We start from the raw sequence: 14,522 nt of genomic DNA on the forward strand, positions 1-14,522 counted from the left end.
TTTGTCTAAACTATAGACGTGTTTAGTGCAGTAACAAGCCTTTAATTAAACTAATACAAGGATGAAGAGCATGGATCGAGTAGCGTTAAGTTCATTGATGAGCAATGTCGTGGTTATAGGGCTTGATGGGAACCTGAGAAGTCTTGAAAGTGGTCAGCTACCTCAGCCTGGTGAATTAATTATTGAGGAAGTTTCTGATACATCAGAATTAATTGTACAACAGGTAACACCGCAAGGTAGTTCAATTAACGTTACTGATGATGTCACTGCGCTAATCGAGGCTATCGCTAGTGGAGAAGACCCGGCTGCTCTTGGTGAGGATTTTGAGCCAGCTGCTGGTGAGGAAAGTGGTTCTAGCCCCCAAAATACTGGTGCAATAGATCGTACTGGCGCTGAATTGTTGGCTAGTACGAATTTTGAGACCGTCGGTATTGATGGAATCGGACTATCTACAACTCAAGCACTATCTTTGTTGGATCTTTTCAGAGTAATTAATGGCCCTGTACCACCGACTATCTTAGTTCAAGAAATATCTAGTCCGACTATCAACGAAGGTGACCAAGTTGTATTCGATATTACTCTAAGTCAAACAACTGAAGACAATACTGATGTCATTCTTTCTCTCCTTGATGGAACCGCAACAGGCGGCTCAGCTGACGAGAACGGGAGTGACTACGTCAATGAGCGTGTCCTCATAACATTTTCTGATGGTACAACAGAAGAAGTTTCAGTCGGTGAAAGCGGAACCTTTACCATTTCGATCCCACCGGGTGAAAGTGACTTTACGGTCTCTATAGACTCTATTGACGACTCTGTATTTGAAGGCCCAGAAACGTTTACGCTCTCTGGCACGACAGAAGAACAAAGCACACCTGTTACTGGGACTGCCACTATTTTAGATGATGGTAGTGGACCTGGCTCAAATCCTGATGATGATCGCCCAGCGGTAACGATGAGTGATGCAGGTACGGTTAATGAGGGTGAGACAGCGAACTTCAAAGTGACGCTGTCGAATGCCTCCGAGTCCACTGTTCAAGTCGAGCTAGGCCTGAACTTAGGTGACACCGAAGTTGGAGACTTAGGCACCCTAGAATACAACACGGGAAGTGGTTGGGTTGCAGTGCCAAACGATGGCGTAGTAACGGTGCCAGCAGGGCAAACTGAGTTTGATGTGCGCATCGCTTCTGTTGATGACGCCGTTTACGAAGGCCCTGAAGATTTCAGTGTCACGGTGACTGGCATTGGGGCAGTACAAGGTAGCGATACCGGTACGGCGACGATTGTGGATGACGGCAGTGGTCCAGGTCCTGATCCGGATGATGACCGCCCGAATGTGACTATTTCAGACGCTGGCACCATCAATGAGGGTGAGGCAGCGAACTTCAAAGTGACGCTGTCGAATGCCTCCGAGTCCACTGTTCAAGTCGAGCTAGGCCTGAACTTGGGCGATACCGAAGCCGGTGACTTAGGTACCTTGGAATACAACACAGGCTCCGGTTGGGTTGCAGTGCCAAACGATGGCGTAGTAACGGTGCCAGCGGGGCAAACCGAGTTTGATGTGCGTATCGCTTCCATTGATGATGCTGTTTATGAAGGCCCTGAAGATTTCAGCGTGACGGTGACTGGCATTGGCGCAGTGCAAGGTAGCGATACGGGAACGGCAACGATAGTGGACGACGGCACGGGTCCAGGCTCTGATCCGGATGATGACCGTCCGAATGTGACCATCACTGACGCTGGCACCATCAATGAGGGTGACACAGCGAACTTCAAAGTGACGCTATCGAACGCGTCTGAAGCGGAAACGCAAGTGGAATTGGGTCTTAATCTTGGCGATACCGAAGTTGGAGATTTGGGCACCCTAGAATACAACACGGGAAGCGGTTGGGTTGCAGTGCCAAACGATGGCGTAGTAACGGTGCCAGCGGGGCAAACTGAGTTTGATGTGCGTATTGCTTCCATTGATGACGCGGTGTACGAAGGCCCAGAAGATTTCAGCGTGACGGTGACTGGCATTGGGGCGGTGCAAGGTAGCGATACCGGTACGGCAACGATAGTGGATGACGGCACGGGTCCAGGACCTGATCCGGATGATGACCGTCCAAGCGTGACTATTTCAGATGCTGGCACCATTAATGAGGGTGACACAGCGAACTTCAAAGTGACGCTATCGAACGCCTCTGAAGCGGAAACGCAAGTAGAGTTGGGTCTTAATCTCGGCGATACCGAAGTCGGTGACTTAGGCACCTTAGAATACAACACAGGCTCCGGTTGGGTTGCAGTGCCAAACGATGGCGTGGTGACGGTGCCAGCAGGGCAAACTGAGTTTGATGTGCGCATCGCTTCCATTGATGACGCTGTTTATGAAGGCCCTGAAGATTTCAGCGTGACGGTGACTGGCATTGGGGCGGTGCAAGGCAGCGATACGGGTACGGCGACGATCGTGGACGACGGCACGGGTCCGGGCCCTGATCCGGATGATGACCGTCCAAGCGTGACTATCTCAGATGCTGGCACCATTAATGAGGGTGAGACTGCGAACTTCAAAGTGACGCTATCGAATGCCTCCGAGTCTACAGTACAAGTCGAGCTAGGCCTCAACTTGGGTGACACCGAAGTTGGAGACTTAGGTACCTTAGAATACAACACCGGAAGTGGTTGGGTGACAGTGACAAACGATGGCATTGTGACCGTTCCTGCTGGGCAAACTGAGTTTGATGTGCGTATCGCTTCCATTGATGACGCCGTTTATGAAGGCCCTGAAGATTTCAGTGTGACGGTGACCGGCATTGGGGCGGTGCAAGGCAGCGATACCGGTACGGCAACGATTATTGATAATGATGCTCCTCCTTCTATTTCAAATGTTGTGAATGCAGTTGTTTCGGAAGAAGGTTTAGCTAATGGTATCCCTGATAATACTGGATCACCTTCAGACACTACTAACTCCGCAAGTTTCTCAGGAACATTCACAGTTGCCGATCCAGACACGGCGAATGTTTCAGTGGTATTGGCAGGCCCTAACAACCTAACATCAGGAGGGGAGCCTATATCGTGGACGTGGGACAACAGTACTCAAACGCTGACTGCGAAAACAGCTCACCTGAGCGTTGTTGCTACTGTTGTGCTGAGCGAGCCTTCAGCTTCAGGTCAAGGCTCTTGGGACTATACTATTACTCTGTTTGAGCCACTTGATCATCCTGTTAATGATGTGGAAGACATCATCAACTTTGATTTACAGATTTCTGTAAGTGATGGACAAACAACAACATCTCAAAGCTTAAATGTGGCCGTTGAAGATGATTGCCCATACGTGCCTGTGGTTGTTCAACCCGTCGACGTGTCGCTTACTGGTGCACCTAACGTTCTGACAGGGCGCATAGATTTTGCAGGAAGTGAGGCAGATGCAACCAGTCGAACATTTGGGGACGTTGTTGTGACTGCAAACGGTTTTGTGTCTGACGAATCTGTGATGCTGGGAACAGCTGAAATCAATCAATCATCAGAAGGGATTGGCGTTAAAAGTTCTGGTAACAACGGCTTCCAATTAGAAAACGAAGTCGATTATCGATTCGCGGGTAATGAGGGTGTATCAGAGCAGTTAATCATAGACTTAGGCAATAAAGTTGCTTACGGAGCAGAAATAGAATTTGAGAAAATGTTTGGTGGTGAACTTGAGAAAGGAATCGCATCTTTTTATAGAGATGGTGTATTAATTGCTCAGCAATCGTTCAGCTCTGACGCAAGCAGTGGTGATTACGCGGCAAATTTCAATGTTCAACAGGGAGGCTTTGATAAAATCATCCTCGAGGCAACCAGTAATGGCAATGACCCGGATACTGAAGACAACAGTGACTTTACCGTTAAATCAATAACCTTTACAGGTGCGTACTCTGGCGTGCCAATTGCTAGTGCGGATGGGAACCTCGGTGCTGTATATGGAGCTGATGGCCCTGGTTCTATAGTCTTAAATGGAGGTGAGGCTGGTTTAGAGACTCTAGATGGTAAAGACGTGTTGATATACGTCGATCCACAAAACTCTAATAGGCTGATTGCAGAGGCTGATGGAGAGCTTGCATTCGAAGTTCAACTTACACCTAGCACTGGAAAGTGGGAGTTCTTCCAATACTTGCCCCTGACCTCACCTTATGGCGATGGGGATATCGATTTTAACTACACGATTACTGATAATGATGGTGACAGTAAAACGGGGTACTTTTCTGTCAACCCTTACGCCCCACCAATTGTAGAAGGTGTAACACTAAACGTTTCTGAGGAAGGCTTAAGCAACGCCATTGCTGATGACTCTGCTCTAAACGGCTTTGATGACACAACTGACTCGAGTACTGATGTAGAACAATTGACGCTGGGTCAAACCGTTGATTCTGTTACGCTCAGTGAACCATCTACAGCTCTTACTAGTAACGGGATCTCTGTAACGTGGACGTTATCAAATAACGACCAAATGCTTATCGGTTCAGCGAACGGTGAAGAGGTTATCAAAATATCAGTCAATGATACTGGAGTGGTATCTACGGAGCTTCTTGGTCCGATTGATCACTCCAACCCATCTGGAGAAGACACCTTAAATATTGAGGTGCCTGTGCTTGTCTCGAATGCTCGTGGTCTCACTAACTCAACAACGGTCAACGTTATTGTGGAAGATGACTCACCAGATTCTGCATCTATTATTCACGATGTAGTTGCAGAAACTAAAGAAAGTGCCAACGTTCAGCTCATAATGGATGTCTCGGGTTCTATGCGAACGGATAATCGCTTGCAGATAATGAAAGATTCGGCAACTCAGTTATTGAATCAATATGAGTCTATCGGTCAAACGCGAGTTCAAATTATTACTTATAGCAGTACAGCATCCACTTACGCTATAGGTGCTGCGACGTGGCTGACGGTCGAGGAGGCCAAAGCGTATATTGAGACGCTAACTGCGGGTGGCGCGACTAACTATAACAACGCGCTAAATGAAGCAAAACAGTCATGGGATGATGTAGGTAAGTTAACCAGTGCGTCGAATGTTAGTTACTTCTTGTCAGATGGTCAGCCAAACCCTGCGTCATCATTTATAAACGACGCTCGCGAGCAGAGTTGGATTGATCACCTAACCGATCCTGATAATCAGATAACAGCCCTAGCGTATGGTATGGGCGTTAATCTTATGCCGGAGCAATTAGATCGCGTAGCATATGATGGCTTTTTGAATCAAGACCTTGATGGTGTTGTGGTTCCTGACGTAACTCAATTACCTCCGGTTATGTTGCAGTCAGTGATTCAACCTGTTGGGGGGAACTTGATGTATACCACTTCTCCAGATACAGGTATTGGGGCAGATGGTGGTTATATTAGCGAAATAGAACATGACGGTGTCACTTATTCGTTTGATGGTACAGACCTAATAGTAACTGACAATAACGATGGTATTTCGCATGCATTTGACGACACAACGATGCAGCTTACTATCTATATCGACAGCAAACATACTCTGGAAATCGACTTAAACGATGGTGCGTATGCATTTTATGGTGCGGTGGGTGATACAGTTGAAACGTTAGACTTCGATTATGTATTGACGGATAACGATGGTGATCAAAGTGAGAACACCCTGCAATTCGTTATTGATGAAAACGGAGGAGTAAATGCTTCAAGTAATGGCTCTGCAAATATTATTGAAGCTGAAGTGGACGTAAGTCATGACATCTTGATCGGTAATGATAACGAGGCAGATGTCTTTAAATGGGTCAACGACTCCTTGGATACAGGAACAGATCTAATTAGAGGTTTTGAGAGAGATTTGGACACCTTAGATCTGAGTGAAGTCGTTGAAGATGCAGGGCACAATACGATAGAAGAACTTCTCAATAGTATTGACTTGAACATTGATGGCGATGACTTATCTCTAGAAATAACCCATAACGATGGAAACTCAATTCAAACTATCGTAATAGAAAACGGGGCGACAGAGTTTAGTGATTTAATCGTGGGAAATGCGGACTTTGAGAGAGATGTGTTATCCGCACTAACTAAGGTTAACTTAGAGCCATAATGAAAAAGGGCCAGTAGGCCCTTTTCTTCTGCTTTGTCTTACTTATTCGTAGCCTAAAGCACTTTACATGCAAAACCTTTTAAGTAGAAACCTTCTGGATATGCTGTATCGGTTGGGTGGTCAGCGGCTTGTTCAAAGCGCTCCACAAACTTTACTTGGCGGTTAGCGTCTACGGCTGCATCAGCGATGATTTTCTGGAACAGAACTTGATCCATCAAGCCAGAGCACGAGTAGGTCAGTAGCGTGCCGCCCGGTTTTAGAATTTGCATTGCAAGCATGTTGATGTCTTTGTAACCACGACATGCGCCGTTTAGTTGTGCTTTGCTCTCTGCGAACTTCGGTGGGTCCATAATAACCACATCGAACTGAGTTCCTTGATCACGATACTCACGAAGTAGCTTAAACACGTCTGCATTTAGGAACACGGCACGCTTCTTCGAAATATCAAACTCGTTTAGTTCTGCGTTGAATTTTGCGGTATCTAAAGCAGGTTGCGACACGTCAGCGTTAATCACACGCTTTGCATCACCTTTTAGAGCGTAAAGTCCGAAGCCACCTGTGTAAGAGAAGCAGTTAAGAACTTCTTTGCCTTTCATATATTTCATCGCTTGCTGGCGACTATCACGTTGATCTAGGTAGAAACCTGTTTTGTGTCCGCCAACGATATCTACACTAATCTTTACGCCATTTTCTTCGATGACGACTGATTTAGGTGGCTCTTCGCCGTGCAAGACGCCCGTGATCTCTTTTAAACCTTCTTTTTTACGAACGGCCACGTCAGAGCGCTCGTACACATTACAATCAGGGAAGCACTCAACCAGAGCGTCAACAATAGCCTGCTTATTGTGTTCTGCGCCAGCACTGAGAAGTTGGCACACAAAGAAATTTTGGTAACGGTCGATCGTAACGCCAGGTAAGCCGTCAGACTCTGCTGCGATAAGGCGATAACCCGTAAGGCCATCACGTTTGATAATGTCTTCACGAAGAAGTTGTGCGTCTTTAAGTCGTTTAACGAAAAACGCGGTGTCGATTTCTTCTTTATCAAAACTCCAAATACGAGCACGAATTTGTGAAGCTGGCGAATATGCCGCCTTAGCTAGCCATTTACCGTCGTGAGTGAATACATCAACCGTTTCGCCAAGAGCAGGTTCGCCCTCAACTTTGTTGATGCCTCGAGAGAAGATCCAAGGGTGCTTGCGCTTGACCGATTTCTCACGACCTTTAACCAAATAGATAGCAGCTGTCATTTCATTAGCTCTTGTTGAATTTTGAAAGGGGCGTATTGTCCGGGATGTAAATGGTAAAAGCAATATCCCTCGGCAATCCAGTACATTGTAGTGACTTTTAAATACAAAAAAGGTCACTAAAGTGACCCTTTTATTGAATTTGCTGTAATAGATTCCGTTGCTATGCTTTAAGTCCAGTAAGTAGTGCTTCCATTGTGTCGCTTTGCTTACGCAGTTGATCTACGTTTTGTGAAGTCGTGCTTATCATATTGCACACGTTATCTGCTTGAACTCGAATTTCTTCAACGCTTGAGGCGATATTGTCCGCGACTACACCTTGCTCTTCAGCTGCTGTTGCAATTTGAATGCTACTGTCGGAGATAGTTTGATTTTTATCTGCCAAAGAGCCGATTTCGTGATTCACTTCCGTCATGAGGTTTTGTCCCTCATTTGCGTTATTAACTGTCACTTCCATCAGCTTAGTAAGTGACTGACTGTTACGCTGTAACGATTCAATCATCGTTTGGATTTCCACTGTCGCTTGCTGAGTGCGTCCCGCAAGAGCGCGAACCTCATCCGCAACGACCGCAAATCCACGACCTTGTTCTCCAGCACGTGCAGCTTCAATAGCCGCGTTCAGAGCAAGTAGGTTGGTTTGCTCGGAGATCCCATTGATTGTTGTCACTACTTCATCAATTTGTGCTGCATTGGCATCTAACTCGGCAACGGCTTGAGACGCAGATTGAATCTCATTAGAGAGGTTCGAAATCGAGTGAAGCGTATTCTCAACTTTCACTTGTCCAGACTGAGCCACGTTTCGCGCATCATCGGTTTGCGTGCTTGAATCGTGAGCTAGTGTCGCGACTTCTCGAATCGTTGATGCCATTTGTTCCGTTGCACTCGCAAGAGAGTTGAGGTGTTCCTGCTGAGTCGCTGAAATATCTGAACTGTGATGAATCGATTGATTCAGGTCTGAGCTAATTTGTTGCATTAACGCCACAGACTCTTGAATCGACAGCACCATTTGTTGCTCTCGTTCTGCAACTTTGTCTATCGTAATAGCAATTTCACTAAACTCGTCGCGAACAGGGAAGAAGTTCATTCTCGCAGTTAAGTCGCCACCCGCAAGGGTGTTTAATGCTTTGTTCATCGTGAACATCGCGCCGCCAATAAACGTCATGATGTAGTAAACGCCAAGAGCGAGAATAAACAAGCTCACACAGATAATGCTTACTTGAGTCGTTGATAGGGCAGCCCATAAAGAAAGTTCATGGTTCGCAACCAAACTGTACGTACCATTTAAAACAGACACGGATTGCGAACCAGAGCCAATAGAAACGGTTTCTGAACCAGCGATGAGGCTTGCTACTTGAGATTGAGAAAGGTTGCCTGCCTCTATCAGACCTTTCATAAGCATGAGCTCTTCTTGGTACATACTTGAGATCAGTGTATTAGCCGCGCTATTAAGGACGAGAGTGAGAATGACTAAAGCAAGAAGAGGGAGAACGAAGAGCAAATAGAACTTTTCTTGAATCTTTAAGTGAATGAGATACTTATCAATCCAGCGGAATGGAATTTCTTTCATAATTATAATAACCGTGCAAAAACCCACTATCCTTAGTGGGGTGAATAGACGCAAAGAATATATCACTCAGTAAAAAGAAGCGGTACAAAGATGAACGTAAAGTGTGAGAGATTTATAGTAAAAGGTCACGTTCAAGGCGTCGGCTTTCGTTACCATACTTCCCATCAAGGATTGAAGCTAGGGTTAACAGGTTATGCGAAGAACCTAAACAATGGTGATGTTGAAGTGATGGCGTGTGGAACAGACGCGCAAATAGTTGCGTTTTCGGAATGGTTACAAGAAGGACCGCGAACGGCAACAGTAGAGCATGTGATGCAGGAGCCTGCGTCGTATAAGCCGTTACGCGGTTTTAAAATTTTATGAATCTACAAGCATTTAGCTGGCTTTGGTAGGCCGGCTAATTTGGTTGCTTGTTTGGCTGGTCCCTTTTTAAACAGCTTGAATAGATACTTACTGTTACCTTTTTCCGGGCCGTGCGCTTTTTCCATCGCTTTCACAAGCATACGCACTGCAGGGGAGGTATTAAACTCTTCATAAAAGTCTCGCACAAAATGCACAACTTCCAAATGAGCATCCGTAAGCTCGATGTCTTCTTCTTTTGCTAAAAGCTCAATCATACCTTCTTCCCATTGAGTATGATCCAATAAGTAGCCTTGAGCATCCGTTTCAATTTCTTTGCCGTTGTAAACGAACATAACGTTTTATCCGTTAAGTAAACATGGATGTTTATAGATTAGCGACAGCCGAGAATGTTCTCAACAAAAGAATCTCGAAGTCGTATCGAGCGAATCAAAAGCGTACAAAATGGTGAGTGCTTTTTGACAGAGCTAGGCACTTTGATATAAATGCTCTTTTATTCAAATAAATAGGAAACTATTCAGTTTGTTAGAAATTTTACGGGGTGAGTACCAACGAAATTGCATGGATACCCAGGCTTATTCGTTTTTGTTTTGGTTTTTTCTTGGCTACTTGTCTGATTATGGGATTTTATGGGTGAATGAATAGCTTAAACGTTGTGTTTGTTTTCATAGACCGATATTCTCATTGGATTAATGAAAGCCTGTATTCAGGTTAGAAACAACAATGATGACAAGGAGTTAGTCATGTCGAAACAACGTTACATTGAGATTAATGACAATGTAAAATCCACTTGGTCCATCGAGCGTATTTGGCAACTTGCAGAATCCTTACCTGTAGAAGAAATTTCGATTGATGATATCAAAGGCCCAAATGAAGTGACTTGGTTTAGTCATGAAGGGCCACAGCCAACCTGCCGTGAAATTGCAAAACATTGCCAACGAATCAACAATGCTGATTTGTCGTATCCGGTAATCTTAACCAGTGACTATCGTGTTTTTGATGGTATGCACCGAATCGCCAAGCAAATCATGTTAGGAGAGGAAACGATCAAAGTGAGACGCTTTAGAGAAAATCCAGAAGCTGACGAAGTTATCGAGTTGTCAGTAGAGCAGGCGTAATACACTGAATTGCACACAAAGAAAAAGCCCGAAGGAATTACCTTCGGGCTTTTTGATTCTACTTAACGAGAAACGATTAATCGTCGTTCATGATGCCTAGAATGCTTAGTAGGCTGATGAAGATGTTGTAGATTGATACATACAAAGTTACTGTCGCAGAGATATAGTTTGTTTCACCGCCACGAATAATGCTTTGTGTTGTCATCAGGATCGCCATAGTAGAGAAAATGATAAACAAGCTGCTCAACGCCAAGTGTAAAAGTGTTGATTGAATAAAGAAGCTTGCAATCATGCCCACAACCAGCACAACAAATAGTGATAGCATTAAGCCACCCATCATCGATAGGTCACGTTTCGTTGTTAGTGCGTATGCCGATGCTGCCATGAAAGATAGTGCCGTACCACCGAGTGCGGTTAATACGATATCGCCCATGCCGGCACCGATGTACATGTTTAGAATAGGGCCAACGGTGTAACCTAAGAAGCCAGTAAATAGGAACGTAAACACAAGGCCAAGACTGTTGTTACGGTTTTTTTCTGTTAAGAATAATAGGCCGTAGAAACCAACCAGCATTAGGATGATACCTGGATGTGGAAGGTTAAATGCCATTGCAACGCCAGCAACGACTGCCGACCATAAAAGTGTCATTGAAAGTAGAGCGTAAGTATTGCGCAATACTTTGTTCGTTTGTAGAGCACTTTCTTGAGTTGAAGTGCGGGTAAACATTGGACTGTTCATAATCTTCCTCGATAAGAGACTTTCTTTTAAGTACATTTATGGGATTGAAAGTTCAAAAAATCAAGCCCTAACCATACGTAACTTAGATAAAATAATAATAGAAATAAGATGTTATGTATTTGGCAACTTGTAACACAATATTACTGCCTAGCATAGCTATGTTGATTCTTACACAGATTTTTGAATTTAGTAACAAAAAGCACTGACTTCATAGAAACCAGTGCTTTTTTATGTCGATTCGGCTAAATCTTAGTGGTGTAAGATTTGCGCTAGGAAGTTTTGGGTCCTATCCGATTGAGGATTCTCAAAGAAGTCGACCGGGTTGTTTTCTTCGATGATCTCTCCTGCGTCCATGAATATCACGCGATCGGCAACCTCTTTAGCAAAGCCCATTTCATGTGTCACACAAAGCATAGTCATGCCTTCCTCGGCGAGTTCGACCATTACATCCAGTACTTCGCGAACCATTTCCGGGTCGAGTGCAGATGTTGGCTCATCAAAAAGCATGACTTTAGGGTTCATACACAAAGAGCGAGCAATCGCCACACGTTGTTGCTGGCCACCAGACAGCTGACCGGGATACTTCTCCGCTTGGTCTGGAATTTTTACACGTTCCAGATATTTCATCGCAACTGCTTCTGCCTCATCTTTTGGCATCTTCTTCACCCAGATAGGCGCGAGCGTACAGTTTTCCAGTACGGTTAAATGAGGGAAGAGATTAAAGTGTTGAAAGCACATGCCCACTTCTCGGCGTACTGCTTCAATGTTCTTTAAGTCTTCAGTTAATTCCGTACCAGAGACGTAAATGCTGCCTGCTTGGTGTTCTTCAAGGCGGTTAATACAGCGAATCATCGTTGATTTTCCCGACCCAGATGGGCCACAGATAACGATTTTCTCGCCGCGCTTAACGTCGAGGTTAATATTTTTTAGTACGTGAAACTCACCATACCATTTATTCATGTCCTTCAATTGGATCATGTAGTCTTGTTGTTGCGTCATAATACGTCCTTGATCTTGATGAGTTATCGTTTGTGACCGGTATGAAGTTTGTTTTCAAGCCATATCGAATAGCGCGACATGCCAAAACAAAATACCCAAAACACTAACGCGACAAATACATAACTTTCTGTAGCAAAACCTAACCATTCAGGGTCGGTGTTTGCTGCTTGCCCTATACCGAGTACGTCAAACATGCCAATGATGAGTACTAAACTGGTGTCTTTAAACAAACCGATGAAGGTGTTCACGATAGAAGGAATAGTAATCTTTAGCGCCTGTGGCAAGATAATAAGCCCAGTCTTTTTCCAGTAACTTAACCCAAGCGCATCAGCGGCTTCATATTGACCTTTCGGAATGGCTTGTAGACCACCGCGTACCACTTCTGCCATGTAAGCGGAGGCAAACATAACCACACCTATAAGGGCGCGAATCAGTTTATCTGTCTCTGAGCCTTCAGACATAAACAATGGAAGCATAACCGAAGCCATGAACAAAACCGTAATCAGAGGAACGCCACGCCAAACTTCAATGTAGACGGTACAAATGCTGCGAATGATCGGCATCTCTGAACGTCTACCAAGCGCAAGCACCACACCAATTGGCAATGAAACTACGATACCAACTAGCGCAATAATGAGCGTAACGAGTAGTCCACCCCACTTGTGTGTATCTACCACTTCTAGTCCAAAGACACCACCGTATAAAAGTCCAGCGATGATGAATGGGTAGATATTTACGAAGAAAAGCCAAATCCACATCCGTTTCGGTGTCTTCTCATACGCGAGTAAAACAGTAAATATGGCTAATGTGACATAGAACAGGCGAGGGCGCCATAGTTCGGACTCTGGATAAAAACCATACATGAACTGCTCCCAGCGCACGCTGATAAATACCCAGCAAGCACCATCTCGGCTACAGTCGTCACGCGTTGAGCCAATCCAGTCTGCGTTAATAAACGCCCAATCCACGATATACCATATTGCAGTTACGACAATATACGCAAGAATGACAGTAACAATGGAATTGATAGGGCCATTAAATAGATTTTTCCGCATCCAACCAACGAAGCCTACAGTATTGGCGGGTGGCGGGAGATCCGGTTGAAATTGATGAGTACTCATATTATCTCTCCACCAGCGCGACTTTACGGTTATACAAGTTCATTAATGCAGACGTAATCAGACTTAATGTCAAGTACACGCCCATCGTCATCGCAATGATCTCAATCGCTTGTCCCGTTTGGTTCAGGGTAGTACCAGCAAACACAGAGACAAGATCTGGGTAACCAATCGCCATCGCTAACGATGAGTTTTTGGTGAGGTTGAGATATTGACTGGTTAAAGGTGGAATAATAATTCGTAACGCTTGAGGAATGACAACAAGCTTTAAAGTTTTCGAGCGTGGTAAGCCTAGCGACATCGCTGCTTCGGTTTGACCATGGCTAACCGCATTAATACCAGAGCGCACAATCTCAGCAATGAAAGAAGCTGTATAAACACTCAATGCCAAAAGTAGCGCAGCCAATTCAGGAATAATGCTAATACCACCTCGGAAGTTAAACCCTTTTAGTTCAGGATAATTCAGTGAAATTGGCATACCAGCAAGGAAGTACACAACTAATGGAAGGCCAACAACTAAACCCAAAACTATTCTTCCCATTGGGGTTTGTTGCCCAGTGAGACGTTGCTTATTATTCGCCCATACATTAATTAATAAGCTTGCGATTACCCCGAAGATTAACGCGGCAATAACGTAGCTACTGCCAGGTTCCATAGTCGGTGCAGGGAAAAATAAGCCACGAACGTTCAGGAAAATAGCTTCACCAAGACTTAAGCTTTGGCGTGGTGAGGGTAATGCTTGAAGAACAGCGAAATACCAGAAGAATATTTGCAGAAGAAGGGGGATATTTCGGAAAGTTTCGATATAAACTGCCGCTAAACGACTAACTAACCAGTTAGAAGAAAGGCGGGCAACCCCCATGGTAAAGCCAATCACAGTAGCCAGAATAATACCTAATACGGAGACTAACGCCGTATTAAGAAGGCCGATGATAAATGTTCTACCGTAAGAGTACGTTTCATCGTATTCAATTAATGTTAACCCAATACCAAACCCGGCTTCTTGATTCAGAAAACCGAAGCCCGTTGCAATACCACGAGCATCTAAGTTATTGAGAGCGTTGTTTACAATCGTGTAAAAGAAAAATACCAGTGCAGCAATGGCAATGATCTGGAAAATAGCAGAACGAAAGGCAGGATTATAAATCAGGCTCTTGCTTCCGCTTGGTTTGGACATCGTACTTGGCGATGCATCTTGTGTCGGTTTCATACAGCGATAACCTCAAACCTTAGTTATAGATATCGGCCTGTATAACGAAGTTTCGTCCTTGCTGGCTAAAGAATAACGCTCTCATGTCTAGTGGCTTACGAACCTTTAAAGC

The 14,522-nt window shown here is 44.8% G+C and carries 10 protein-coding genes; 3 read left to right on the forward strand and 7 right to left on the reverse strand.

Going from position 1 to position 14,522, the window contains the following annotated elements:
* The first annotated feature begins 70 nt into the window (after positions 1 to 70).
* Positions 71 to 6,055, forward strand: a complete 5,985-nt coding sequence (locus tag R7P35_RS09270) for a Calx-beta domain-containing protein (protein ID WP_318092004.1) — start codon at positions 71 to 73, stop codon at positions 6,053 to 6,055.
* Positions 6,056 to 6,108: 53 nt separating this feature from the next.
* Here R7P35_RS09270 and R7P35_RS09275 read toward each other — a convergent pair whose 3' ends face one another.
* Together R7P35_RS09275 and R7P35_RS09280 are read right to left on the reverse strand one after the other, a co-directional pair.
* A complete protein-coding gene (locus tag R7P35_RS09275; protein WP_042523010.1) occupies positions 6,109 to 7,302 on the reverse strand; it encodes a class I SAM-dependent methyltransferase in 1,194 nt (397 codons plus the stop codon).
* Between the two features lie 160 nt (positions 7,303 to 7,462).
* Positions 7,463 to 8,866, reverse strand: a complete 1,404-nt coding sequence (locus R7P35_RS09280) for a methyl-accepting chemotaxis protein (protein WP_025766604.1) — start codon at positions 8,864 to 8,866, stop codon at positions 7,463 to 7,465.
* A gap of 90 nt (positions 8,867 to 8,956) precedes the next feature.
* Between R7P35_RS09280 and yccX the strand changes: the two genes are divergently transcribed.
* Positions 8,957 to 9,229: an acylphosphatase gene (yccX, locus tag R7P35_RS09285; protein ID WP_017634611.1), complete on the forward strand. Its 273-nt coding sequence runs from the start codon at positions 8,957 to 8,959 to the stop codon at positions 9,227 to 9,229.
* 2 nt (positions 9,230 to 9,231) lie between these two features.
* On the opposite strand, the gene R7P35_RS09290 is transcribed toward yccX, so the two are convergent.
* Entirely contained in the window at positions 9,232 to 9,561 is a 330-nt protein-coding gene (locus R7P35_RS09290; RefSeq protein WP_005377396.1) for a TusE/DsrC/DsvC family sulfur relay protein, read from the reverse strand.
* Positions 9,562 to 9,969: 408 nt separating this feature from the next.
* On the opposite strand from R7P35_RS09290, the gene R7P35_RS09295 reads away from it, so the two are divergent.
* The gene (locus R7P35_RS09295; protein WP_005377398.1) at positions 9,970 to 10,344 is read left to right on the forward strand and encodes a chromosome partitioning protein ParB; all 375 of its coding nucleotides are present in this window, start codon (positions 9,970 to 9,972) and stop codon (positions 10,342 to 10,344) included.
* Between the two features lie 76 nt (positions 10,345 to 10,420).
* On the opposite strand, the gene R7P35_RS09300 is transcribed toward R7P35_RS09295, so the two are convergent.
* The 4 genes from R7P35_RS09300 to R7P35_RS09315 all read right to left on the reverse strand — a co-directional run bounded on the left by R7P35_RS09300 (position 10,421) and on the right by R7P35_RS09315 (position 14,410).
* The gene (locus R7P35_RS09300) at positions 10,421 to 11,083 is read right to left on the reverse strand and encodes a Bax inhibitor-1/YccA family protein (protein WP_025766607.1); all 663 of its coding nucleotides are present in this window, start codon (positions 11,081 to 11,083) and stop codon (positions 10,421 to 10,423) included.
* 249 nt (positions 11,084 to 11,332) lie between these two features.
* Positions 11,333 to 12,082, reverse strand: a complete 750-nt coding sequence (locus R7P35_RS09305) for an amino acid ABC transporter ATP-binding protein (RefSeq protein WP_005377400.1) — start codon at positions 12,080 to 12,082, stop codon at positions 11,333 to 11,335.
* A 23-nt stretch (positions 12,083 to 12,105) separates the two neighbouring features.
* Entirely contained in the window at positions 12,106 to 13,203 is a 1,098-nt protein-coding gene (locus R7P35_RS09310; RefSeq protein ID WP_138939226.1) for an amino acid ABC transporter permease, read from the reverse strand.
* Position 13,204: 1 nt separating this feature from the next.
* Positions 13,205 to 14,410, reverse strand: a complete 1,206-nt coding sequence (locus tag R7P35_RS09315) for an amino acid ABC transporter permease (protein ID WP_169628961.1) — start codon at positions 14,408 to 14,410, stop codon at positions 13,205 to 13,207.
* Between the last annotated feature and the right edge of the window lie 112 nt (positions 14,411 to 14,522).

Source organism: Vibrio sp. Vb0304 (assembly GCF_033338995.1).
In the GTDB taxonomy this organism is placed as follows: Bacteria; Pseudomonadota; Gammaproteobacteria; order Enterobacterales; family Vibrionaceae; genus Vibrio; species Vibrio alginolyticus.

Bases quoted from the DNA above. Each gene is read 5' to 3' on its own strand.
- R7P35_RS09270 (WP_318092004.1), top strand. From the start codon at position 71: ATGGATCGAGTAGCGTTAAGTTCATTGATGAGCAATGTCGTGGTTATA.
- R7P35_RS09275 (WP_042523010.1), bottom strand. From the start codon at position 7,302: ATGACAGCTGCTATCTATTTGGTTAAAGGTCGTGAGAAATCGGTCAAG.
- R7P35_RS09280 (WP_025766604.1), bottom strand. From the start codon at position 8,866: ATGAAAGAAATTCCATTCCGCTGGATTGATAAGTATCTCATTCACTTA.
- yccX (WP_017634611.1), top strand. From the start codon at position 8,957: ATGAACGTAAAGTGTGAGAGATTTATAGTAAAAGGTCACGTTCAAGGC.
- R7P35_RS09290 (WP_005377396.1), bottom strand. From the start codon at position 9,561: ATGTTCGTTTACAACGGCAAAGAAATTGAAACGGATGCTCAAGGCTAC.
- R7P35_RS09295 (WP_005377398.1), top strand. From the start codon at position 9,970: ATGTCGAAACAACGTTACATTGAGATTAATGACAATGTAAAATCCACT.
- R7P35_RS09300 (WP_025766607.1), bottom strand. From the start codon at position 11,083: ATGAACAGTCCAATGTTTACCCGCACTTCAACTCAAGAAAGTGCTCTA.
- R7P35_RS09305 (WP_005377400.1), bottom strand. From the start codon at position 12,082: ATGACGCAACAACAAGACTACATGATCCAATTGAAGGACATGAATAAA.
- R7P35_RS09310 (WP_138939226.1), bottom strand. From the start codon at position 13,203: ATGAGTACTCATCAATTTCAACCGGATCTCCCGCCACCCGCCAATACT.
- R7P35_RS09315 (WP_169628961.1), bottom strand. From the start codon at position 14,410: ATGAAACCGACACAAGATGCATCGCCAAGTACGATGTCCAAACCAAGC.